At 73.3% G+C, this 21,260-nt stretch carries 22 protein-coding genes and 1 riboswitch; of the genes, 12 read left to right on the forward strand and 10 right to left on the reverse strand.

Features of this window, described 5'->3' with window-relative positions; translation table 11 throughout:
- Positions 1–4: 4 nt before the first annotated feature.
- Entirely contained in the window at positions 5–754 is a 750-nt protein-coding gene (locus tag IE217_RS01035; protein ID WP_190175738.1) for an endonuclease/exonuclease/phosphatase family protein, read from the forward strand.
- Between the two features lie 25 nt (positions 755–779).
- Here the strand turns inward: IE217_RS01035 and IE217_RS01040 are convergent, their stop codons facing one another.
- Together IE217_RS01040 and IE217_RS01045 are read right to left on the reverse strand one after the other, a co-directional pair.
- Complete coding sequence (locus tag IE217_RS01040; protein WP_373297946.1) at positions 780–1,472, reverse strand: hypothetical protein; 693 nt, start codon at positions 1,470–1,472, stop codon at positions 780–782.
- A 157-nt stretch (positions 1,473–1,629) separates the two neighbouring features.
- The gene (locus IE217_RS01045; protein ID WP_190175740.1) at positions 1,630–2,409 is read right to left on the reverse strand and encodes an alpha/beta hydrolase; all 780 of its coding nucleotides are present in this window, start codon (positions 2,407–2,409) and stop codon (positions 1,630–1,632) included.
- 182 nt (positions 2,410–2,591) lie between these two features.
- On the opposite strand from IE217_RS01045, the gene IE217_RS01050 reads away from it, so the two are divergent.
- The 5 genes from IE217_RS01050 (at position 2,592) to IE217_RS01070 (ending at position 7,496) form a co-directional block, all read left to right on the forward strand.
- Positions 2,592–3,353 carry a lysophospholipid acyltransferase family protein gene (locus tag IE217_RS01050; protein WP_190176078.1) on the forward strand — a complete coding sequence of 254 codons (762 nt, stop codon included), beginning with the start codon at positions 2,592–2,594 and terminating at the stop codon, positions 3,351–3,353.
- Positions 3,354–3,382: 29 nt separating this feature from the next.
- Positions 3,383–4,597 (forward strand): MacS family sensor histidine kinase, encoded by a 1,215-nt coding sequence (gene macS, locus IE217_RS01055; RefSeq protein ID WP_190175741.1) that lies wholly within the window; start codon positions 3,383–3,385, stop codon positions 4,595–4,597.
- A gap of 11 nt (positions 4,598–4,608) precedes the next feature.
- A complete protein-coding gene (locus tag IE217_RS01060; RefSeq protein ID WP_190176079.1) occupies positions 4,609–5,256 on the forward strand; it encodes a response regulator in 648 nt (215 codons plus the stop codon).
- Positions 5,257–5,410: 154 nt separating this feature from the next.
- Positions 5,411–6,439 (forward strand): 6-phosphofructokinase, encoded by a 1,029-nt coding sequence (locus IE217_RS01065; RefSeq protein WP_190175742.1) that lies wholly within the window; start codon positions 5,411–5,413, stop codon positions 6,437–6,439.
- A gap of 61 nt (positions 6,440–6,500) precedes the next feature.
- Complete coding sequence (locus IE217_RS01070) at positions 6,501–7,496, forward strand: 2-hydroxyacid dehydrogenase (RefSeq protein ID WP_190175743.1); 996 nt, start codon at positions 6,501–6,503, stop codon at positions 7,494–7,496.
- Here IE217_RS01070 and IE217_RS01075 read toward each other — a convergent pair.
- Complete coding sequence (locus tag IE217_RS01075) at positions 7,448–9,364, reverse strand: anthranilate synthase family protein (protein WP_190175744.1); 1,917 nt, start codon at positions 9,362–9,364, stop codon at positions 7,448–7,450. The two genes, IE217_RS01070 and IE217_RS01075, sit on opposite strands and share 49 nt — an antisense overlap.
- 94 nt (positions 9,365–9,458) lie before the next feature.
- Positions 9,459–9,698, reverse strand: a complete 240-nt coding sequence (locus tag IE217_RS35300; protein WP_373297938.1) for a trp operon leader peptide — start codon at positions 9,696–9,698, stop codon at positions 9,459–9,461.
- Here IE217_RS35300 and IE217_RS01085 point away from each other — a divergent pair.
- The 3 genes from IE217_RS01085 to IE217_RS01095 all read left to right on the forward strand — a co-directional run bounded on the left by IE217_RS01085 (position 9,697) and on the right by IE217_RS01095 (position 12,731).
- A complete protein-coding gene (locus IE217_RS01085) occupies positions 9,697–10,926 on the forward strand; it encodes a glycoside hydrolase domain-containing protein (protein WP_190175746.1) in 1,230 nt (409 codons plus the stop codon). The two genes, IE217_RS35300 and IE217_RS01085, sit on opposite strands and share 2 nt — an antisense overlap.
- 67 nt (positions 10,927–10,993) lie before the next feature.
- The gene (locus IE217_RS01090; protein WP_190175747.1) at positions 10,994–12,346 is read left to right on the forward strand and encodes a class II 3-deoxy-7-phosphoheptulonate synthase; all 1,353 of its coding nucleotides are present in this window, start codon (positions 10,994–10,996) and stop codon (positions 12,344–12,346) included.
- Between the two features lie 133 nt (positions 12,347–12,479).
- A complete protein-coding gene (locus IE217_RS01095) occupies positions 12,480–12,731 on the forward strand; it encodes a (2Fe-2S)-binding protein (protein ID WP_190175748.1) in 252 nt (83 codons plus the stop codon).
- Between the two features lie 7 nt (positions 12,732–12,738).
- Here IE217_RS01095 and bfr read toward each other — a convergent pair whose 3' ends face one another.
- The gene (gene bfr, locus IE217_RS01100) at positions 12,739–13,218 is read right to left on the reverse strand and encodes a bacterioferritin (protein WP_190175749.1); all 480 of its coding nucleotides are present in this window, start codon (positions 13,216–13,218) and stop codon (positions 12,739–12,741) included.
- A 159-nt stretch (positions 13,219–13,377) separates the two neighbouring features.
- On the opposite strand from bfr, the gene IE217_RS01105 reads away from it, so the two are divergent.
- The gene (locus IE217_RS01105; RefSeq protein WP_189703020.1) at positions 13,378–14,034 is read left to right on the forward strand and encodes a sulfite oxidase-like oxidoreductase; all 657 of its coding nucleotides are present in this window, start codon (positions 13,378–13,380) and stop codon (positions 14,032–14,034) included.
- Positions 14,035–14,059: 25 nt separating this feature from the next.
- Here the strand turns inward: IE217_RS01105 and IE217_RS01110 are convergent, their stop codons facing one another.
- The 5 genes from IE217_RS01110 to thiO all read right to left on the reverse strand — a co-directional run bounded on the left by IE217_RS01110 (position 14,060) and on the right by thiO (position 19,212).
- Complete coding sequence (locus tag IE217_RS01110) at positions 14,060–14,941, reverse strand: deoxyribonuclease IV (protein WP_190175750.1); 882 nt, start codon at positions 14,939–14,941, stop codon at positions 14,060–14,062.
- 12 nt (positions 14,942–14,953) lie between these two features.
- Complete coding sequence (gene pknB, locus IE217_RS01115) at positions 14,954–16,927, reverse strand: Stk1 family PASTA domain-containing Ser/Thr kinase (RefSeq protein WP_190175751.1); 1,974 nt, start codon at positions 16,925–16,927, stop codon at positions 14,954–14,956.
- Positions 16,928–17,050: 123 nt separating this feature from the next.
- Positions 17,051–17,845, reverse strand: coding sequence for a thiazole synthase (locus IE217_RS01120; protein WP_190175752.1), 795 nt, complete (start codon positions 17,843–17,845; stop codon positions 17,051–17,053).
- A 3-nt stretch (positions 17,846–17,848) separates the two neighbouring features.
- Positions 17,849–18,049, reverse strand: a complete 201-nt coding sequence (gene thiS / locus IE217_RS01125) for a sulfur carrier protein ThiS (RefSeq protein WP_190175753.1) — start codon at positions 18,047–18,049, stop codon at positions 17,849–17,851.
- The gene (gene thiO, locus IE217_RS01130) at positions 18,046–19,212 is read right to left on the reverse strand and encodes a glycine oxidase ThiO (protein WP_190175754.1); all 1,167 of its coding nucleotides are present in this window, start codon (positions 19,210–19,212) and stop codon (positions 18,046–18,048) included. Before thiO ends, thiS begins: the two co-directional genes overlap by 4 nt.
- A riboswitch (TPP riboswitch) is annotated at positions 19,210–19,321 on the reverse strand. Its footprint overlaps the gene before it by 3 nt.
- A 154-nt stretch (positions 19,322–19,475) precedes the next feature.
- Here thiO and IE217_RS01135 point away from each other — a divergent pair.
- Both IE217_RS01135 and IE217_RS01140 read left to right on the forward strand, forming a co-directional pair.
- The gene (locus IE217_RS01135; RefSeq protein ID WP_190175755.1) at positions 19,476–20,705 is read left to right on the forward strand and encodes an NAD(P)/FAD-dependent oxidoreductase; all 1,230 of its coding nucleotides are present in this window, start codon (positions 19,476–19,478) and stop codon (positions 20,703–20,705) included.
- A gap of 101 nt (positions 20,706–20,806) precedes the next feature.
- Complete coding sequence (locus tag IE217_RS01140) at positions 20,807–21,172, forward strand: Rv2175c family DNA-binding protein (RefSeq protein WP_190175756.1); 366 nt, start codon at positions 20,807–20,809, stop codon at positions 21,170–21,172.
- Positions 21,173–21,260 lie beyond the last annotated feature (88 nt).

The raw sequence follows: 21,260 nt of genomic DNA on the forward strand, positions 1-21,260 counted from the left end.
CCACATGGAGCCGCTCCCGAACTCCCGCACCGAGCCCGACGGTTCGGCCCTCCTCCGCGTCCTGAGCTACAACGTCCGCTCCCTGCGCGACGACACGGCGGCGCTCGCCCGGGTGATCACCGCCTGCGCCCCGGACCTGGTCCTCGTCCAGGAGGCCCCCCGCTTCTTCCGCTGGCGCAAGAAACTGGCGAAGCTGGCGGCGGCCTCCGGGCTGATGATCCTCACCGGAGGCGCCACGGCCGCCGGCCCGGCGATCCTGTGCTCGCTGCGCGCCACCGTCGAGCGCACCGAGGACGTACTGCTGCCGCTCACCCCCGGACTGCACCGGCGGGGCCTGGCCACCGCGGTCGTACGGTTCGCGGGCGCCCGGCTGGGCGTCGTCAGCTGCCATCTGTCGCTCGACAGGGACGAGCGCTACGACCAGAGCGGCATGCTCCTCGACCGGCTCGCCGGGATGGGCGTCGAGCACGCGATCGCGGGCGGCGACCTCAACGAGCGGCCGGACGGGCCCGCCTTCGCCCGGATCGCCGCCGGTCTGCGCGACTGCCGGGCCGTGGCCCCCTGGGGCGCCGAGTACACCTGGACGCCCGGCGACCCCCATCAGCGCATCGACGCCGTCTTCGCGACCCCGGGCATCGAGGTCCTCGGCTGCGGCGTCCCGGTGGGCCACCTCGGCGTACACGACAGCGACCTGAGGGCGGCCACGGACCACTTCCCGGTCCTGGCCGCCCTCAGGGTGCCCGCGGCGAAGTAGAAGCAGGCGGGCGCGGGCGCGCGGCTCAGACCACGGCGCCGCGCCCCGGGTCGTCGTCCTCGTCGTCCGGCTTCATGCGCGTCACCAGCGTGGCGAAGCCGCCGAGGAAGCCGCCGATGCCGAGCGTCGTGAGCCACCACGTCATGTCCCAGCCGAACAGCACGGCGAGCAGCAGCAGGACGGGACCGCCGATCACCGCGAGCCACGCGAACTTCGAGGTCACGTCCGAATCGGGCAGCGGCGGCGGCTCGGGCGGCACGAAGTGGCCCTCGTCGTCCTCGTCGAAGTCCTCGTCGGACGGCTCACGCGGCGTGTAGTCGCGCGGGCCGACCCCGGGCGCGAAGGAGACGGAGCCGCCGAGCGGCCGTGCCGGGGCCGGCCGGTCCTCCTTCGGCCGCTCGGCCGGCGGTTCCGTGCGGGGCGCCGAGTCGTTCGTCCCGGGGGCGGCGCTCGCGGGGCCGCCGTCCGCACCGGGCTGCGTGCCGGACGGCGGCGTGCCCGGGCCGGTGTTCGGGTCGGTGCCCGGGCCGAGCGGGAAGTCCGGCAGCTTCAGGTCCTCGACGGGCCGGTAGGGGCGTGTGCCGGGCGGGTCCGGCGGCTCCTCGCCGTACCCGGCGACGATCGCCGCCCAGGCGGCCTCCTCGTCGAAGGGGACGCCCTCCTGCGGGGCGGGGGCGGGGGAGGGCCCGGCGGAAGGGAGCTCCGGCGGCTCGGGCAGCGCCGCGCCGGGCCCCTCGGCCTGCCCGGACTTCCCGTCCGGGTCGGGGCCCGCGTCCGCGCCGGAACCCAGGGAGCCCAGGGACTCCGCCGGCTCACGGCTCTCCCGGCCCTCATGACCCTCGCGCCCCTCGCGTCCCTCGCGGTCGGAGTCGTGCTCAGCCACCTGCGGACGTCCCTTCCTTGCCGACACTGGGTGCGAGCCGGCCGATGAAGGCGTGGCTCTCCTCGAAGATCCGGTCCGCGTCATGGTCCAACGTCGCGACGTGGTAGCTGTGTTCCAGCAGGACCTCGGTCACGTCGACCGAGGAGACCCTGCCCAGGATGCGCGCCGAGTCGGCCGGGGGCACCACATGGTCGCGGGGACTGCGCATCAGCAGCAGCGGCTGGGTGACCTGCGGAAGCTCGCCGTCGAGCAGCCGGAAGAAGATCCGCAGCGAGTGTGCGGCGTGCAGCGGCACCCGGTCGTAGCCGAGTTCGGCGACGCCCTCCTTGGCGATGTCGCTCGCGATGCCCCTGCTCGTGCGCACGAAGTGGCGGACGACCGGGAGCACGCGCGCGGCCGCTCCGTGCACCTTGCCGGCCGGGTTGACCACGATCACGCCGGCGACGTCGTCGCCGTGCCGGGCGGCGAGCCGCAGGGCCAGGGCGCCGCCCATGGAGAGGCCGGCCACGAAGACGTGCGCGCAGCGCCCGCGCAGGACGCGCAGTTCGCGGTCCACCTCCGCGTACCAGTCCTGCCAGCCGGTGATCCGCAGGTCCTCGCGGCGGGTGCCGTGCCCGGGCAGCAGCGGGAGGGAGACGGTCAGACCGCGTCCGGCCAGGTACTCCGCCCAGGGGCGCAGCGACTGCGGGGAGCCGGTGAAGCCGTGGCAGAGGAGCACGCCGACCTCCCCGCCCTCATGGCGGTACGGCTCGGCTCCGGGGAGGACCGGCACGTCGGTCTCCTGTTCGTGGAAGGGGGCCGGGCACGCCGGCCGCGGGCACGCCGACGAGTGCAGGTACTTCACCGTACGCGACGGCACTGACACCGACCAGGGCCGTCGGCTCCCTGGGCGCCCGCTTGGGGTTATGGTCTGATCGACACACACAGGAAGGCACTCGGTTGTTCTACGGCACGATGAAGGTCGCCATCGGCGGGCCGCTGAAGCTCGCCTTCAGGCCCTGGGTGGAGGGCCTGGAGAACATCCCGGTCGCGGGCGCCGCCATCCTGGCGAGCAATCACCTGTCGTTCTCCGACTCGTTCTTCCTGCCCGCGGTGCTCGACCGCAAGGTCACCTTCATCGCCAAGGCCGAGTACTTCACCACCCCCGGGGTCAAGGGCCGCCTCACGGCCGCCTTCTTCAAGGGCGTCGGGCAGCTGCCCGTGGACCGCTCGGGCGCGCGCGGCGCGGGCGAGGCGGCGGTGAGGAGCGGCATCGAGGTGCTGGAGCGCGGCGAGCTGTTCGGCATCTACCCGGAGGGCACGCGCTCGCCGGACGGCAGGCTGTACCGCGGCAAGCCCGGCGGCCTCGCGCGCGTGGCGCTGGCCACCGGGGCGCCGGTCATCCCGGTCGCCATGATCGACACGGAGAAGATCCAGCCGCCCGGCAAGGTCGTGCCCAAGCTGATGCGCCCGGGCATCCGCATCGGCAAGCCGCTGGACTTCAGCCGCTACCAGGGCATGGAGCACGACCGCTTCGTCCTGCGCGCGGTGACCGACGAGGTCATGTACGAGATCATGAAACTCTCCGGCCAGGAGTACGTCGACATGTACGCGACGGCGGCCAAACGGCAGATCGCGGAGGCGGCCAAGGCCGAGAAGGAGGCCGGCAAGGCGGCGAAGGCCGCCCTGGACGCGGCCGCCAGGGAGCAGGCCGAGAAGGAGAAGAACGCGGAGTAGGCGAGCCGCGGTCGACATAAAGGGGGGGCATGCCCAGGCGTGAGCGTGTCATGAGGATGTCGGTGGAGCAGCCGCTGTGGCGTGCGCTCGCCGGCTACCGGGTGCTGACGATGTTCTACGCGGTCGGCCTGTTCGCCACCGCCTACGACCGCTTCCCGCGCCCGGGGATCGCCGTCGCGTACTTCTGCGTCCTGTTCGTGTGGACGCTCGCCACCCTGCCCCGGGTCGCGAGCGCGGCCGCCTGCACCAAGCCGTTCCTCGCCCTCGACCTGACCCTGGCGGTCGCCGGCATCCTGCTCACCCCGGTGGCCGACGCCCACGCCCGGATCGTGGACGGCGGACCGACGCTGCCGTCGATCTGGACGGCGGGTTCCGTGCTGGCCTTCGCCGTCAAGGGCGGCTGGCGCTGGGCCGCCGTCGCCTCGACCGTCGTCGCCGCCGCCAACCTGGCCGAGCGCGGCAGCCCGGCCCGCGACACCGTGCACAACGTGGTCCTGGTCTGGGTCGCCTCCATCGCCATCGGCTACGTCGTCGAGGTCGCCCGCGCCTCCGAGCGCACCCTCGCCCGCGCCCTGGAGATCGAGGCCGCGACCCGTGAGCGCGAGCGCCTGGCCCGGGACATCCACGACGGCGTGCTCCAGGTGCTGGCGATGGTGCAGCGGCGCGGCGCGGTCATCGGCGGCGAGGCGGCCGAGCTGGGCCGGCTCGCGGGGGAGCAGGAGGTGGCGCTGCGCACCCTGGTCGCCGGCGGCCTGGTGCCGCCCTCCAGGGTCTCCGAGGACGCGGCCGAGGGCGCGGTCGTACGCCTGGTCGAGGAGCCGGAGGACTCCGGGACCGTCGATCTGCGCCCGCTGCTCGCGCGGTACGCCGGGGCGCGGGTCAGCCTCGCCGAGCCGGGCGCGCCGGTGGAGCTGCCGGCGCGGGCGGCCCGCGAGCTGGCCGCCGCAGCCGGCGCCGCCCTGGACAATGTGCGCAGGCACGCGGGGGCGGACGCGCGGGCCTGGATCCTGGTCGAGGACGAGCCTAGCGAGATCGTGGTGACCGTACGGGACGACGGCCCCGGCATCCCCGAGGGGCGGCTCGCCCAGGCCGAGGGGGAGGGGCGGCTCGGGGTGGCCCAGTCGATCCGGGGGCGGCTGCGCGACCTCGGCGGCAGCGCCGAACTGCTGTCGGTCCCCGGGCAGGGCACGGAAGTCGAGCTGAAGGTACCGAAGGTCTCCACGGGGAAGGCGGAGCGGAGTTGAGCATCAAGGTGATGGTGGTCGACGACCACCCCATGTGGCGCGACGCGGTCGCCCGGGACCTGGCCGAGTCCGGCTTCGAGGTGGTCGCCACCGCCGGGGACGGCGAGCAGGCGGTGCGCCGCGCCAGGGCCACCGCGCCCGACGTCCTGGTCCTGGACCTCAACCTGCCGGTCAAGCCCGGTGTGCAGGTGTGCAAGGAACTCGTGGGCCACAACCCGGCGTTGCGGGTCCTGGTGCTCTCGGCGAGCGGGGAGCACGCCGACGTCCTGGAGGCGGTGAAGTCCGGCGCGACCGGCTATCTGCTGAAGTCGGCCTCCACGCAGGAACTGCTGGACGCGGTGCGCCGTACGGCCGCCGGCGACCCGGTGTTCACCCCGGGCCTGGCGGGCCTGGTCCTCGGCGAGTACCGCCGGCTGGCCGCCGAGCCGGTGCCGGCCGCGGACGCCGACGAGCCGAAGGCGCCCCGGCTCACCGACCGCGAGACCGAGGTGCTGCGCCTGGTCGCCAAGGGGCTGAGCTACCGGCAGATCGCCGAGCGGCTGGTCATCTCCCACCGCACGGTGCAGAACCACGTGCAGAACACCCTCGGCAAGCTCCAGTTGCACAACCGCGTCGAGCTGGTGCGGTACGCCATAGAACGCGGACTGGACGGCGAGTAAATCCGCGTACGCGCCAGAGCCACTCTTTCGAGTGGAATCACCCCGATCAACTACCGGATATTCAACCGGAATTGGACCTTTTCGCTGGCCGGAAGTGACCCGCGTCACCCCTAGCGTGACCGTCACCAGGCAACCGCGGCGAAGGGACATTTCCATGCGCGTCGGAGTACTGACCGGAGGCGGCGACTGCCCCGGGCTCAACGCCGTCATCAGGGGCGTGGTCCGCAAGGGCGTGCAGGAGTACGGCTACGAGTTCGTCGGCTTCCGGGACGGCTGGCGCGGCCCCCTGGAGAACGACACCGTCCGGCTCGACATCCCCGCCGTGCGCGGCATCCTGCCCCGCGGCGGTACGATCCTCGGCTCCTCGCGCACCAACCCGCTCAAGCAGGAGGGCGGCATCCGGCGCATCAAGGACAACCTCGCCAAGCAGGAGGTCGAGGCGCTCGTCGCGATCGGCGGCGAGGACACCCTTGGCGTGGCCGCCCGGCTCAGCGACGAGTACGGCGTGCCCTGCGTCGGCGTGCCCAAGACCATCGACAACGACCTGTCCGCCACCGACTACACCTTCGGCTTCGACACCGCGGTCGGCATCGCCACGGAGGCCATCGACCGCCTGCACACCACCGCCGAGTCCCACATGCGGGTGCTGGTCTGCGAGGTGATGGGCCGCCACGCCGGGTGGATCGCCCTGCACTCGGGGCTCGCCGGCGGCGCCAACGTCATCCTCATCCCCGAGCAGCGCTTCGACCTCGACCGGGTGTGCGCCTGGATCACCTCGCGCTTCCGGGCGTCGTACGCCCCGATCGTGGTCGTCGCCGAGGGGGCCATGCCCAAGGACGGCGACATGGTCCTCAAGGACGGCTCGCGCGACTCCTTCGGGCATGTGCGGCTGTCCGGGATCGGCGAGTGGCTGGCCAAGGAGATCGAGCGGCGCACCGGCAAGGAGTCCCGCACCACCGTGCTCGGGCACATCCAGCGCGGCGGCACCCCGAGCGCCTTCGACCGCTGGCTCGCCACCCGCTTCGGGCTGCACGCGGTCGACTGCGTCCACGACGGCGACTTCGGCCGGATGGTCGCCCTGCGCGGCACCGAGATCGTGCGCGTGCCCATCGCCGAGGCCACGGCCAGGCTGAAGACCGTGGACCCGAAGCTGTACGAGGAGGCCGGGGTCTTCTTCGGCTGAACCGGCATCCCCTGGGTATGGGCCGTATTCTCGGCCCATACCCACGACCACGGGAGCGGTGATGGAGATCCTGGCCTTCGGAGTGCAGGCCGACGAGAAGCCCCTGATCGAACACGCCTTCCGGGACCACCACCAGATCCGCTGCCTGGACGTCTTCCTCAACGAGGACACCGCCCCCATCGCCGCCGGCTACGAGATCGTCTCCTCCAGCGTCAACGCCGACCTCGGCGCCCCCGTCCTCCAGACGCTCGCGGCGGGCGGCACCCGTCTGATCGCCCAGCGCTCCACCGGCTTCAACAACATCGACCTGCGCGTGGCCGAACGGCTCGGCATGACGGTCGCCCGGGTCTCGTACTACTCGCCGTACGCGGTCGCCGAGTTCGCCTGGACCCTGGCCCTCGCCGTCAACCGGCGCGTCGTGCGCGCCTCCATCCGCACCCGCGACTTCGACTTCCGGCTCGACGGGCTGATGGGCCGTGACCTGCACGGCCGCACCGCCGGAGTGATCGGCACCGGCAAGATCGGCGAGGCCTTCGCCCGGATCGCGCACGGCTTCGGCATGCGGCTGCTCGGCTGGGACGTCGCCGAGAACCCCGCCTGCATGGAACTCGGCATGAAGTACGTCTCCCGCGACCAGCTCCTGGCCGAGTCCGACCTGGTCTCCCTGCACGTCCCGCTGATGCCCGAGACGCACAACCTCATCGACGCGGCCGCCCTGAAGACCATGAAGGACGACGCGATCCTGGTGAACTCCAGCCGCGGCGGCCTGATCGACACCGCGGCCCTCGTCGCCGAACTGCGCGAGGGCCGCTTCACCGGCGTCGGGCTCGACGTCTACGAGGCCGAGGCGGGCCTGTTCTACGTCGACCGTTCCCTGCAGCCCATCGAGGACGACACCCTGGCCCGCCTGGTCACCTTCCCCAACGTGCTGGTCACCTCCCACCAGGCCTACTACACCGAGGACGCCGTACGGCAGATCGTCGACACCACGGTGCGCAACGTCCTCGACTACAAGGCGGGCCGCCGCTCGGAGAACGTGCTGGTGCCGCGCAGCTGACCGACGTGCTCCACCATCTCCGCCACGATCGCGGCGCCGTTCAGCGTCAGCACCGACTCCGGGTGGAACTGCACACCGGCGAACGTGTTCCCGCCCGCGCCCGGCCCGCGCCGCGGCCCGCGCAGGGCGTGCACCTCGCCGGCCGCGCTCCGGCTCACCTCCACGCCGTGCGCGGCGAGCTCCGCGCACGCCTCGTCGTCGCAGTGCGCCACGAAGCTGTTGTAGAAGCCGACGGTCTCGGTGCGCCCGAACAGGCCGACGGCGCTCTGCGCGCCCTGGTACGGCACCTCCTTGCGGACGATGGGCAGGCCCAGCTCCGCCGCGATCAGCTCGTGCCCGAGGCAGACCCCGAGCACACCGTGCCGGTGCTCGCGGAGCACCTCGGTGGTCAGGACGCGCAGGAAGCGCATCTTCGGGTCGGACAGGTCCGAGGGGTCGCCGGGGCCGGGACCGAGGACCACCGGTCCTTCGTGCGCGAGGACCGCCTCCCGCAGCCCGGGCTCGTCGTAGCGGCGAACCGTCACCCGAAGGCCCGAGGACCGCAGGACGTGCGCGAGCATCGCCGTGAAGGTGTCCTCGCCGTCGACGACCAGCGCGTGGCCCGCGAGCCGCGCCGAGCGCTCCTGCATCCGCAGCCAGAACGGGGCGAGTGAGGCACGCCGGCCGTCCAGCGCCGCCCGCACCCGCGGGTCCTCGGCCAGGCCCGGCAGCGCACGCTCCGCGCGCGGCCGGGCCGGCGCCACGCCCAGCGCCGCCAGCACGCCGGCCGCCTTGGCGTGCGTCTCGGCGACCTCGCCCGCCGGGTCCGAGCCGCGCACCAGGGTGGCGCCCACCGGCACCCGCAGCCGCCCGGACGCGTCGATGTCGGCGGTGCGGATCAGGATGGGGGAGTCCAGGGTCTGCGCGCCGCCACAGTCCCGGCCCAGCAGGGCGAGCGCGCCCGCGTAGTAGCCCCGCCCGCCGGACTCGTGCCGCTCGATGACCCGGCAGGCGTTCTGCACCGGCGAGCCGGTCACGGTCGCCGCGAACATGGTCTCCCGCAGCACCTCGCGCACGTCCAGGGACGACCGCCCGCGCAGCTCGTACTCGGTGTGCGCGAGGTGGGCCATCTCCTTCAGCCGGGGGCCGACGACGGTCCCGCCCATGTCGCCGACCGTGCACATCATCTTGAGCTCCTCGTCGACGACCATCGACAGCTCCTCGATCTCCTTGCCGTCGGCGAGGAAGTCCAGCAGGTGCCCGGCCGTGGGCCCCCCGGCCGGATAGCGGTACGTCCCGCTGATCGGGTTCATCACCACCGTGCCGCCCGACATCCGCACGTGCGCCTCGGGACTGGCGCCCACCAGCGTCCGCTCCCCGGTGTGCACGACGAACGTCCAGTACGCCCCCCGCTCGCCCTCCAGCAGCCGCCGGAACAGCGCCAGCGCGTCGGCCCTGCCGAACCCGTCGATCCGGCCCTCGTACGTCCGCCGGATCACGAAGTTCGCGCCCTCGCCGGCGCCGATCTCCTCGCGCAGCACCCGCCCGACGATCTCCGCGTACTCCTCGTCGCCCACGTCGAAGCCGCCGCCCGTCACCCGCACCTCGTGCGCGGGCAGCTGCTCCAGCGCCTCGGCCAGCGGGACGGTGTGCCGCTCCTCGGGTGTCAGCACCGTCAGCGGCGTGCCGTCGTCGCGGACGTCGAAGCCGCGCTCGCGGATCTGCCGGAACGGCACGAGCGCCAGGCACTCGTCGGGCAGCTCCGCCAGCCGGTCGCGGGCGCCGGCCGGGCCGAGGAACACCTCGACCAGGTCCTGGTCGTGCCCGGGGGTGCGGCGGCGGAGCAGGGCGAAGGGGCGGGTGTCGTGCGCCAGTTGTGCCAGGTCCATGGGTCCTCTTCCGTTCTGCCGGGGAACGGCCAGGACTCCGTGAAACGCCGAAGGCCGCCCCTCGGGCGGCCTTCGCGAAGTGGGATACGCGCAGTCAGCGGGCCGCCGGGAAAGCGGTCCACCACCAGTTCTGGTTCTGGGTCGAGTGCGCGAACATGCCCCGCACCCTACCCCATCCACCGCCGCGCACGGGGCCCCGCCCGCTTCGCCCGTACGCACCACACGACGGTTTCCGCCGCCCGCGCCGGGTGGAAGGAGGGCGTCCGTCACCCCGCGCCGGTCCCGCTTCGGCGGACGGCGGCGCACGCCCGCGCCCGACCGAGGAGTACACCATGTCCGCACCACGACCGTCCCGACCGCGGCGAGCCGTGCGCGCGCTCACCGCTCTCGCCGCCGGCACGGCCCTGACCGCGGGCGCGGCCCCGGGCGCCGGCTCGCCGGCCGCCGCCCGCACCGCGGCCGACGGCGCCACCAAGGCCGTCGCCTACCGCGGCCACACCTTCACCGTCCCCGCCGACTGGCAGGTCGTCGACCTCGACCGCGATCCCACGGCCTGCGTGCGCTTCGACCGGCACGCCGTCTACCTCGGCACCCCCGGCGACCGGCAGGACTGCCCGGCCCGGGCCGTCGGGCGCACCGAGTCGCTGTGGGTGCGGCCCGCCGCCATGCCCACCAAGAGCGCGGTGACGGAGAACCGTACCGACCACGTCTACCGGGCCACCGTGGACGGGATCGCCGTGACCGCCGCCTACGGCGCCGACCGCGACGGCATCCGGCGGGTCCTGGACAGCGCCGGACTGCCCGTGGCCGCCGCCCGGACCGAGAAGCCCGCCGTGGCCGCCGCCGCGCTCACCGTCCCCGCCGTCGCCACCACCCACCAGGGCAAGGGCTTCGACGCCTGCACCGCGCCCGGCCAGACCTCGATGAGCACCTGGAGGAGCGCCTCGCCGTACGCGGCCATCGGCATCTACATCGGCGGCGTCAACCGCGCCTGCTCCCAGGAGAAGCTGACCGCCCAGTGGGTGCAGACCCAGTACGCGGCCGGCTGGCGCTTCTTCCCGCTCTACGTCGGCCCCCAGTCGAGCACCAGCAGCTGCGGGAGCGCCTGCGCCCCCATCACCGACCCGGCGCCCCAGGGCAGGGCCGCCGCCGAGGACGCCGCCGCGCAGGCCGGCGCGCTCGGGCTCGGCAAGGGCACGGTGATCTACAACGACCTCGAGGCATACGACCGCGGCGCCGACACCACCGCCGAGGTGCTCGGCTACCTCAAGGCCTGGACCGGCCGGCTGCACGAGCTGGGCTACCGCTCCGGCGCCTACGGCAGCGTCTCCTCCCTCGTCGCCGACCTCGTGGCCAACGCCACGAAGACCACCCTGCCCGACGTGATCCACTTCGCCCGCTGGAACGACGAGGACACCACCGCCGACCCCACCCTGCCGGCCGCCCTGTGGTCCGACCACCAGCGCATCCACCAGTACGCGGGGAACAGGAAGGAGACCTGGGGCGGGGTGACCATCAACGTCGACCGCAATCAGCTCGACGTCGGCGCCGGTACCTCCTGACGGACGGTCCGTCTCATTTGATGGGCAGATGGATGGACGTCCCGGGCGACCCCGTAATGTTGAGGAGGTGACCGTGAACGCTAAGACCAGCGCGAGCGCTGGCAACACCTGGCGAAACCTGCCCGCGGCGCAGCAGCCCGAGTACCCCGACCCCGAGGCTCTGCGCGCAGCGATCGCGGACCTCGAGTCGTATCCGCCGCTCGTCTTCGCGGGCGAGTGCGACCAGCTGCGCGCCCGGATGGCGGCCGTCGCCAGGGGAGAGGCGTTCCTCCTCCAGGGCGGCGACTGCGCCGAGGCGTTCGACGCGGTGTCCGCCGACCACATCCGCAACAAGCTCAAGACCCTGCTCCAGATGGGCGCCGTGCTGACGTACGCCGCCTCGGTGCCGGTGGTCAAGGTCGGCCGGATCGCCGGCCAGTACTCCAAGCCGCGCTCCAAGCCCACCGAGACCCGCGACGGCGTGACGCTGCCCACCTACCGGGGCGACTCCGTCAACGGCTTCGACTTCACCGAGGCCGCGCGCGTGCCCGACCCGGAGCGGCTGAAGCGGATGTACCACGCCTCCGCCTCCACGCTGAACCTGGTGCGCGCCTTCACCACCGGCGGCTACGCCGACCTGCGCCAGGTGCACGCCTGGAACCAGGACTTCGTGAAGTCCTCCCCCTCCGGCCAGCGCTACGAGCAGCTCGCCCGCGAGATCGACAGCGCGCTCAACTTCATGCGGGCCTGCGGCACGGACCCGGAGGAGTTCAAGACCGTCGAGTTCTACTCCTCGCACGAGGCGCTGCTGCTCGACTACGAGTCCGCCCTCACCCGGGTCGACTCGCGCACCGGGCAGCTCTACGACGTCTCGGCGCACATGGTGTGGATCGGTGAGCGCACCCGGCAGCTCGACCACGCGCACGTCGAGTTCGCGTCGAGGATCCGCAACCCGATCGGCATCAAGCTCGGCCCGTCCACGACGGCCGAGGAGGCGCTGCAGTACATCGACCGCCTCGACCCCGACCGCGAGCCGGGCCGGCTGACGTTCATCGTCCGCATGGGCGCCGACAAGATCCGCGACAAGCTCCCCGAGCTGGTCGAGAAGGTCACCGCCTCCGGCGCCACCGTGGCCTGGGTGACCGACCCGATGCACGGCAACACCTTCGAGGCGGCCTCCGGTCACAAGACCCGCCGCTTCGACGACGTGCTCGACGAGGTCAAGGGCTTCTTCGAGGTCCACAAGGGCCTCGGCACCCACCCCGGCGGCATCCACGTGGAGCTCACCGGCGACGACGTCACCGAGTGCGTGGGCGGCGGCGACGAGATCTTCGTCGACGACCTGCACCAGCGCTACGAGACGGCCTGCGACCCGCGGCTGAACCGCAGCCAGTCGCTGGACCTGGCGTTCCTCGTCGCGGAGATGTACCGGGACCAGTAGGACGCGTCGCCTGGGGCGCGGATCACACCGGATCCGCGCCCCTCGCGCTTTTGCGATCCCCGCGGGACGAGTAAGGTTAGGTTTGCCTCACCGAAAAGTCGGGGCGGCGCCACTGAACCGATCCCGGTGGGAGGTGAACCGCGTGTTCGTCTGCAGTTGCTTCGGCGTCACCGAGCAGCAGGTCAAGGAGCACGCGGCGGGCGGCGCCCGCACCCCGCGCCAGATCGCCTCCGCCTGCAAGGCGGGCACCGACTGCGGCTCCTGCGTACGCCGCATCCAGGCGCTCCTCGGGCGGGGCGCCTGCCCCCGCCACGAACTCGCCGGCCAGGACGGCCCGGTGCCCGCCGGGCTCGACGAGGCGGGCGGCCTCCCCGAAGCCGCCTAGGGGCGGCTCAGGTCTCCGGCTGCTCGATCACCTGGGCGAGGTAGAGCGCCTCGCCGAGCTTGTCCAACAGCTCCAGCTGGGTGTCCAGGTAGTCGATGTGGTGCTCCTCGTCGGCGAGGATGTCCTCGAAGATGTTGGCCGACGTGATGTCGCCCTTGTCGCGCATCACCTTGATCCCGCGCCGCAGCCGGTCGATGGCCTCGACCTCGATCTGCCGGTCCGCCTCGAACATCTCCTTGACCGTCTGGCCCACCCGCACGTGGAACAGCCGCTGGTAGTTGGGCAGGCCCTCGAGGAACAGGATCCGGTCCGTGAGCACCTCGGCGTGCTTCATCTCGTCGAACGACTCGTGCCGGGTGTACTTCGCGAGCTTGTACCAGCCGTTGTTCTCCTGCATCTTCGCGTGCAGGAAGTACTGGTTGATCGCGGTCAGCTCACCGGTGAGCTGCTCGTTGAGGAATTCGATGACCTCGGGGTCGCCCTGCATCGCAGAGGCTCCTTCCGCGCGGGAGGGGGGACTGGCAGGCTGCGCCGCATGATTTCACCGGCGCGCACACCCGTCCAGTAAGTTCACACTTAGTACGAGTTGCCCGAATCGATCCCCGGCTGGTCATGTGCACCCCCTCCCGTCTGTCAGGATGGAGGCATGGGTCAGCCGGTGGAAGGCGCGTCCGGGGACGCGCCGGGAACAGTGTCGTCAGGAGCGGCACGGCCGGATCTCCCGCCGGGACAGCGGCTCCAGCGGGGCTGGCCGGTCACCCACTACGGGCCCGTGCCGAAGTTCCGGCCCGAACGCTGGGAGTTCCGGGTCTTCGGCGCCACCGCCGACGGCGAGAAGCACTGCTGGACCCACGAGGAGCTCACCGCCCTGCCGTACACCACGGTCGTGGCCGACCTGCACTGCGTCACGAAGTTCAGCATGGTCGGCGCCGAGTGGGGCGGCGTCCCCGCCCGCACCATCCTGGACATCGCCCCGCCGGCGCCGAACGTCACCCATGTGATGGTCTGGGCCGAGTACGGCTTCAGCTCCAACCTCCGTCTCGCCGACTTCGCCTCCGAGCGCGCCCTGTTCGCCACCCACAAGGACGGCGAGCTGCTCACGGCCGAGCACGGCTTTCCGCTGCGCCTGATCGTGCCCCACCTGTACGCCTGGAAGGGGCCGAAGTGGGTGCGCGGGGTGGAGTACATGACCGCCGACCGCCGCGGTTTCTGGGAGGAGCGCGGCTACCACAACATCGGCGACCCCTGGAAGGAACAGCGCTATTCCTATCAGGAGGAACCGGGGGACGGCCCCGAGCTCTGACCCGCGGGCGGCCGCGCGCGCCCGCTCAGGCGTCCCTGAGCTTCTTCAGGCGCTCCACGTCCGCCGCGTGGCCCTCCTTGCCGCCGGGGGTCTCGATGACCAGCGGGACTCCCTCGGTGGCGGGGTGGGTCATCAGCTCGCGGAAGGCGTCCTCTCCGATGTGACCGGCGCCGATGTTCGCGTGCCGGTCCTTGTGGGCGCCGGCCACGTCCTTGGAGTCGTTGGCGTGGATCAGCCTCAGCCGGCCCGGGCCGACCGTCTCCACCAGCTCGTCCAGTGTGCGGTGCGCGCCGCCGGGTCCGGCCAGGTCGTGCCCGGCCGCGAAGACGTGGCAGGTGTCCAGGCAGACGCCCAGCATCGGATGGGCGTCCAGCGCCTCGAAGTACGGGCCGAAGTCCCAGGTGCGCGAGCACAGGGAGGAGCCCTGGCCCGCGGTGGACTCCAGCAGGAGGTACGGGTCGTCGTCGTGGGTGAGCTCGTCGAGCAGCGGCAGCATCCGCTCCCGCACCTGCCGCAGCGCCACGGCACGGTCCCGTCCGCCGGTCGCGCTGCCCGTGTGCACGACCACGCCCAGGGCGCCGATCCCGCGTGCCCGCCGCAGCGAGTGCCGCAGCGACTCCACGGACCGCTCCACGGTCGCCTCGGTGTGCGAGCCGAAGTTGATCAGGTACGGCGCGTGGACGTACGCCGGTATCGACTCCTCGGCGCAGGCCGTGCGGAACGCCTCGTCCTGCCGTGGACTGCCGGCGGGCGTGGCCCACCCGCGCGGGTTGGCGACGAACACCTGCACGGTCTCCGCGCCCAGCTCACGGGCGTAGGAGAGTCCCACGGTGTGCAGTCCTCCGGCGACGGGCACATGGCTGCCGACGGGGTTGCGCACACGGCCGGGCGAGGGCACGGAGGACACGGCGCGCTCCTCTCAGCGGATCGTGATGGTGACGGTCGAGCCCTTCGGGGCCTTGTCGCCGCCCCGCACCGACTGCTTCTTGACCGTGTCGCCGAACAGTCCGAGCAGACCGCGGTCCTCCTCGACCTTGAAGCCGGCGTCCTGGAGGGCCTTCTTGGCGTCGTCGACGCTGTCCCCGGTCACGTCCGGCACCTCCACCATCTCCGGGCCCTTGGACAGGGTCAGCGTCACCGTGTCGCCCTCGGCGGCCCGGCTGTCGCCCGCCGGGGTCTGCCGGGCGACCTGGCCCTTGTCGAACTCGGAGTTCACCTGCTCGGAGGAGACCGTCACCTTCAGGCCCGCGTCCTGGAGGTCCGACTTCGCCTGGTCGAGGTCCTCCCCGGTGACGTCCGGCACGTCCACGGGGCGGCCCTTGCTGACAGTGAGCGCGATCGCGCTGCCCGCGTGCCGCGATGTGCCCGAGGGCGGGTCGGTGTCGATCACGGATCCCTTGTCGACGTCCGCGCTGAAGGCACGGTTCACCATGCCCGGCTCGAGCCCGGCCTTCTTCAGCAGGTCCCGCGCCTGGTCCAGCGGGCGCCCCTGGAGGTCGGGCACCTTCACCGTCTCGGGGCCGTCGGAGATCGTCAGCGTCACGGAGTCGTTGCTGCGGATGCGGGCGCCCGCCGTGGGGTCGGTGCCGATGACCGTGCCGCGCGCGACCGTGTCGCTGTAGGCGTGCTTGACACCCTTTACCTCCAGGCCCGCCGCCCGGAGCCGGTCGCGGGCCTGCGCCTCGGTCTTCGCCAGCAGCGGCGGGACCTTGGTGAACTGACCCGAATTGATGTACCAGACGCCTCCGCCGAGCCCCAGCACCAGCAGCACGGCGGCGACGAGCGTGAGAAGGCCGCGGCGGGGCCGCCGGTCCGGCCGCCGGGGTGCGGCACCGGGCGCGGGCGCGACCTCCAGGCGGCTGGTCCGGTCGAGGGGGTCCCCGGCGGGCCCGGCGTACGGCGCGTGCGCCCGGGACCGCTCGTCCTCCGGCTCGTTCACCGGCAGCGGGCGGGGCATCGTCAGCGCGCGCGGGATGACGCTCGTACGGTCGTCGGCGTTGTCGTGCTCCGCGGTCAGGGCCTGCGGGGGCACCGCGTCCAGCTGGTCCGGGCCGAGCGCAGCGCGGGCCTCGCGGGTCAGCGCGAGCAGCGCCACCGCGTCCTGCGGGCGCACGTCCGGGGTGCGGGCGGTGGCCTGGGCGACCAGGTCGTCCAGTTCGAAGGCGAGGCCCGGCACGGCCGCCGAGGGCGGCGGCACGTCCTCGTGCAGGTGCTGGTAGAGCACCTGGGCCGGGTTCTCGCCCTGGTGCGGCTTGCCGCCGGTCAGCATCTCGTACAGCACGACCCCGCACGCGTACACGTCGACCCGGGGATCGGCGGTGCCGTGCTCGATCTGCTCGGGCGCGAGGTAGGAGACGGTGCCGAGGACCGCGCCGGTGGTGCTCGTCACCGTGTCCACGGCCCGCACCAGTCCGAAGTCGGCCACCTTGACCCGGCCGTCATCCCCTATCAGGACGTTCTCCGGCTTCATGTCGCGGTGGACGAAACCCGCGCGGTGCGCGGCGCCGAGCGCGGCGAGCACCGGCTCCAGGATGTCCAGCGCGGCCCGCGGCTGGAGCGCCCCGCGCTCGCGCAGCACGTCGCGCAGGGTGCACCCGGAGACGTACTCCATGGCCAGGTAGACGTACGACCCGTCGGCGCCCTGGTCGAAGACCTGCACGACGTTCGGGTGGTCCAGGCGGGCGGCCGACTTGGCCTCCCTTATGAACCGCTCGACGAAGGAGCCGTCGGCCGCGAGCGCCGGGTGCATCACCTTGAGCGCGAGCACGCGGTCCAGGCGGGTGTCCAGGGCCCGGTAGACCGTGGCCATCCCGCCGACCGCGATGCGCGCGTCCACGCGGTAGCGGCCGTCGAGCACGCGCCCGACGAGCGGGTCCTGAAGGGTCGTATCCACGCAGGCGAGTCTACGAGCAGCCGCCGACAGGCACGCCTTCCGGCCAGGATCGCCCCGCGACTGCAGCCGACCTGTGACGCTTCCCGCCCCCGCCGCGCACGGCACCGCCCGCGGGGCCGCGACCTAGAACGCCGGGCGCTCCGGGTCCAGGTCGGCGGTGCCGTGGGTGGGGGAGGAGGGGTGGGCGAAGTGCCGCTTGGGGATGCGGCCCGCCAGCCGGGCCAGCCGTCCCGCCTCCACCGCGTGGCGCATCGCCTCGGCCATCACCACCGGCTCCTTGGCCCGCGTCACCGCCGAGGCGAGCATCACACCCGCGCAGCCCAGCTCCATCGCCAGCGCCACGTCCGAGGCGGTGCCCGCGCCCGCGTCCAGGATCACCGGCACGCGCGCGTGCTCGACGATCAGCTCGAAGTTGTGCGGGTTGCGGATGCCGAGCCCGGACCCGATGGGCGAGCCCAGCGGCATGACCGCCGCGCAGCCCACGTCCTGGAGCCTGCGGGCCAGCACCGGATCGTCGTTCGTGTACGGCAGCACGGTGAAGCCGTCGTCGACCAGTGTCTCCGCCGCGTCCAGCAGCTCGACCGGGTCGGGCAGCAGCGTCCGCTCGTCGGCCACGACCTCCAGCTTGATCAGGCCGGTGCCCAGCGCCTCCCGGGCCAGCCGCGCCGTCAGCACCGCCTCGCCCGCGGTGAAGCAGCCCGCGGTGTTGGGCAGCACCCGGACGCCCAGCCGCTCAAGCACCGACAGCACGGAGCCGTGCACGGAGGTGTCCACCCGGCGCATAGCGACCGTGGTGAGCTCGGTGCCGGAGGCGACCAGGGCCCGTTCGAGCACGTCCAGGCTGGGCGCCCCGCCCGTGCCCATGATCAGCCGTGAGGTGAGGGACAGGTCACCGAGGACCAGGGGATCGTCGGCCATGGGTCAGCCTCCTTGGACGGCGGTCAGCACTTCCACACGGTCGCCCTCGGCGAGGACCGTGGCGGACCACCGCCCGCGCGGGACGACGGTCTCGTTGAGCGCGGCGGCCACCCCGGAGGGCGCCGCCGTCAGGGCGCGCACGACGGCGTCGAGAGCGGTGCCGGGCGCGACGCGGCGCGGCTCACCGTTGACGGAGATGTTCACGCGGGCTGCTCCGAGAGGGCGGCGGCGCGAAAGCGCCGGGGGGTGAAGGGGCGGGCCACGTCGGGCAGCTCGCCGGTGGTCAGCACCTGCGCCATCGCGTCCCCGGTGACCGGTGCGAGCAGCACCCCGTTGCGGAAGTGGCCGGTGGCCAGCAGCAGCCCCTCCAGCGCGGCCGGGCCGAGCAGCGGCGCGTTGTCCGGGGAGCCGGGCCGCAGTCCCGCGCGGGTCTCCGTCAGCGGCAGCTCGGTGATCCCGGGCACCAGTTCGTGCGCGTCCCGCAGCAGCTCGTACACCCCGCCCGCGGTCACCGTGGTGTCCCAGCCCAGCTCCTCGCTGGTGGCCCCGACGACCAGCTCGCCGTCCAGGCGCGGCACCAGGTAGACGTGGCTGCCGCGCACCACGGCCCGCACGGTGCGGCTCAGGAAGGGCGCGTACCGGCGGGGCACGCTCAGCCGCAGCACCTGGCCCTTCACCGGCCGCACCGGCGGCAGCGCCTCGTCCGGCACGCCCGCCAGGCGCCCGCTGAGACTGCCGGCGGCCAGCACCACCTGCCCGGCCGAGGACGCCGTGCCGTCGCGCAGCACACAGCCCGTGGCCCGGCCGGCGGTGACCGTCAGCCGCTCGGCCCACTCCCGGTGGAAGACCACCCCCGCGCGCTCGCAGGCGGCCACCAGGGCGGCCGCGAGCCGGCGCGGGTCGATCTGGTGGTCGCCGTCCACCCGCAGCCCGCCGCGCACCCCCGGCGCGAGCATCGGCTCCAGGCGCCGGCACTCCCGCCCCGACAGCCACTCGGACTCCAGCCCCGACTCCCGCTGGAAGGCGTGCAGTTCACGCAGGTGGGCCCGGTCGTCGGTGTCCAGCGCCACGGCGAGCGTGCCGCAGCGGCGGTAGCCGAGGCCGTGACCGGTCAGCTCGGTCAGCTCGGCGGCGAAGTCCGGGTAGCGGGCGGCCGAGGCGAGGTTCAGACCGAGCAGCGTCTGCTCGCCGTAGTGCAGTTCGGTGACCGCCGCGAGCATCCCGGCCGCCACCTGCGCGGCCCCGCCGCCCGGCTCGGGGTCCGCCACGGTCACGGACAGTCCGCGCTGCGCCGCGCGCCAGGCCGTCACCAGCCCGATGATCCCGCCCCCGACGACGAGGACGTCTGACGTACGTGAAGACGACATGGGCGTCCAGCCCCTCCCTTCGCCGGCATGACCCGGATCAGGTTCGTACGGTCGGAGGCCGCCAGCCTCCCTCTCAGCCCGGTGCGTCCGGGCTCCCGCGAGTGCTTGTACGGTGGCCACCCTAGCCCGCGCGGGAGCCCTCCCGTAAGGCGGCCTCGCGCCACGGCGCGGCAGCCTCCGCCGGGCCGCGGGACGGGTGCTGTGGAGGAGGTCACCCCGCACGCCCCCTGACTGACGAATCGTCACTTGACTATGGTGATCAGGTGAGCGACCAGACGCAGGAACAGGGCACGTCACAGCCGCGGCGCGTGGTCGTCGTGGGCGCGGGGATGGCCGGCGTGCAGACCGCGGTCGCCCTGCGCGAGCAGGGCTTCACCGGCACGGTGACGATGATCGGCGCCGAACCCCACCAGCCCTACGACCGGCCGCCGCTGTCCAAGGCCGTACTGCTCGGCAAGGCCGAGGGGTCCGCCTTCGACGTCGACTTCGAGGCGCTGGGCCTCGAACTGCGGCTCGGCTGCGAGGCGCTGGCCCTGCGCCCCGAGGCGCACGTCCTCGACACCTCCGCGGGACCGGTGCCGTACGACGTGCTGGTCCTGGCCACCGGCGCCGAACCGGTCCGGCTGCCGGGCACCGAGGGCGTGCCCGGGGTGCACCTGCTGCGCACCCTCGACGACGCCGAACGGCTGCGCCCGGTCCTCGCCGAGCAGCACGACATCGTGGTCGTCGGGGCCGGCTGGATCGGCGCCGAGTTCGCCACCGCCGCGCGCGGGGCGGGCTGCGCCGTCACGGTCGTGGAGGCCGCGGACCGGCCGCTGGCCGGGGCGCTGCCCGCCGAGGTCGCCGCCCCGATGACCGCCTGGTACGCCGACAGCGGCACCGAACTGCGCACCCGCGCGCGCGTGGAGCGCGTCGAGCCCGGCGCGGTGGTCCTCGACGACGGCACGCGGCTGCCCGCGGGCGCCGTCGTCGTCGGCATCGGCGCGCGCCCCGCGACCGCGTGGCTGGCGGGCTCCGGCATCGCGCTCGGTGAGCACGGCGACGTCCTGGCCGACGACCACCTGCGCACCTCCGCGCCGCAGGTGTACGCGGTCGGCGACTGCGCCTCCTTCCCCTCGCGCCGGTACGGCGAGCGCCTGATGATCCACCACTGGGACAACGCCCTCCAGGGCCCGCGCACGGTCGCCGCCAACATCGTCGGCCCCGGCCCCGCGGTCTACGACCCGGTGCCCTACTTCTGGTCGGAGCAGTTCGGCCGCTTCGTGCAGTACGCGGGCCACCACCGGCACGCCGACACCACCCTCTGGCGTGGCGACCCCACCGGCCCGGCCTGGACGGTGTGCTGGCTGCGCGAGGGCCGGCTCGTCGCCCTGTTGGCGGTCGGCCGGCCGCGCGACCTCGCCCAGGGCCGCCGGCTGATCGAGTCCGGCACGCCGATGGACGCCGGACTGCTCACCGACCCGTCGCGGCCCCTGAAGGCGGCCACGGCCTGAGCCCCCGCGCGGGTGCCGCGCGGGCCCGGGGCGGCCGCCGCGCCCCCCGGGTGGGCGGGCCCGGCTTCCGACTGTCAGTGGCAGATGGCAGGCTTGTTGCCGTGACCGAGATTGACGCAAAGATCGATGCTCTCGTCCCCGCCTGGCTCACCCTCCCCGACATCGCCGAACAGATGGGCGTCGAGGTGACGCGCGTGCGGCAGCTGGTCAAGGACGGCCAGCTGATCGCCGTACGCCGCGGGGAGAACCGCGCGCTGCACGTCCCCGCCGCCTTCATCGACGGGGACAAGGTGGTCAAGGGCCTGTCCGGGACCCTGACCCTGCTCAGGGACGACGGCTTCACGGTCGAAGAGATGATCGAGTGGCTCTTCACCCCCGACCCGACCCTGCCCGGCACCCCCGCGCAGGCGCTCGGCGAGAATCGCGGCACGGAGGTGAAGCGCCGCGCCCAGGCGCTCGCCGTCTGACCGCGACGACCGCTTGGACGACCGCCTGATCGGAGCAACCGCCCGGTCAGGGCAATGGCGCCGGCCGGGGCAACCGCCAGGCCGGGGC

The organism is Streptomyces naganishii JCM 4654, assembly GCF_014650575.1.
Taxonomy (GTDB): domain Bacteria; phylum Actinomycetota; class Actinomycetes; order Streptomycetales; family Streptomycetaceae; genus Streptomyces; species Streptomyces naganishii.

Excerpts from the sequence above, each read along its gene's own strand:
- IE217_RS01035 (WP_190175738.1), top strand. The coding sequence starts at position 5 with ATGGAGCCGCTCCCGAACTCCCGCACCGAGCCCGACGGTTCGGCCCTC.
- IE217_RS01050 (WP_190176078.1), top strand. The coding sequence starts at position 2,592 with ATGAAGGTCGCCATCGGCGGGCCGCTGAAGCTCGCCTTCAGGCCCTGG.
- macS (WP_190175741.1), top strand. The coding sequence starts at position 3,383 with ATGCCCAGGCGTGAGCGTGTCATGAGGATGTCGGTGGAGCAGCCGCTG.
- IE217_RS01060 (WP_190176079.1), top strand. The coding sequence starts at position 4,609 with ATGGTGGTCGACGACCACCCCATGTGGCGCGACGCGGTCGCCCGGGAC.
- IE217_RS01065 (WP_190175742.1), top strand. The coding sequence starts at position 5,411 with ATGCGCGTCGGAGTACTGACCGGAGGCGGCGACTGCCCCGGGCTCAAC.
- IE217_RS01070 (WP_190175743.1), top strand. The coding sequence starts at position 6,501 with ATGGAGATCCTGGCCTTCGGAGTGCAGGCCGACGAGAAGCCCCTGATC.
- IE217_RS01075 (WP_190175744.1), bottom strand. The coding sequence starts at position 9,364 with ATGGACCTGGCACAACTGGCGCACGACACCCGCCCCTTCGCCCTGCTC.
- IE217_RS01085 (WP_190175746.1), top strand. The coding sequence starts at position 9,697 with ATGTCCGCACCACGACCGTCCCGACCGCGGCGAGCCGTGCGCGCGCTC.
- IE217_RS35300 (WP_373297938.1), bottom strand. The coding sequence starts at position 9,698 with ATGGTGTACTCCTCGGTCGGGCGCGGGCGTGCGCCGCCGTCCGCCGAA.
- bfr (WP_190175749.1), bottom strand. The coding sequence starts at position 13,218 with ATGCAGGGCGACCCCGAGGTCATCGAATTCCTCAACGAGCAGCTCACC.
- IE217_RS01105 (WP_189703020.1), top strand. The coding sequence starts at position 13,378 with ATGGGTCAGCCGGTGGAAGGCGCGTCCGGGGACGCGCCGGGAACAGTG.
- IE217_RS01120 (WP_190175752.1), bottom strand. The coding sequence starts at position 17,845 with ATGGCCGACGATCCCCTGGTCCTCGGTGACCTGTCCCTCACCTCACGG.
- thiO (WP_190175754.1), bottom strand. The coding sequence starts at position 19,212 with ATGTCGTCTTCACGTACGTCAGACGTCCTCGTCGTCGGGGGCGGGATC.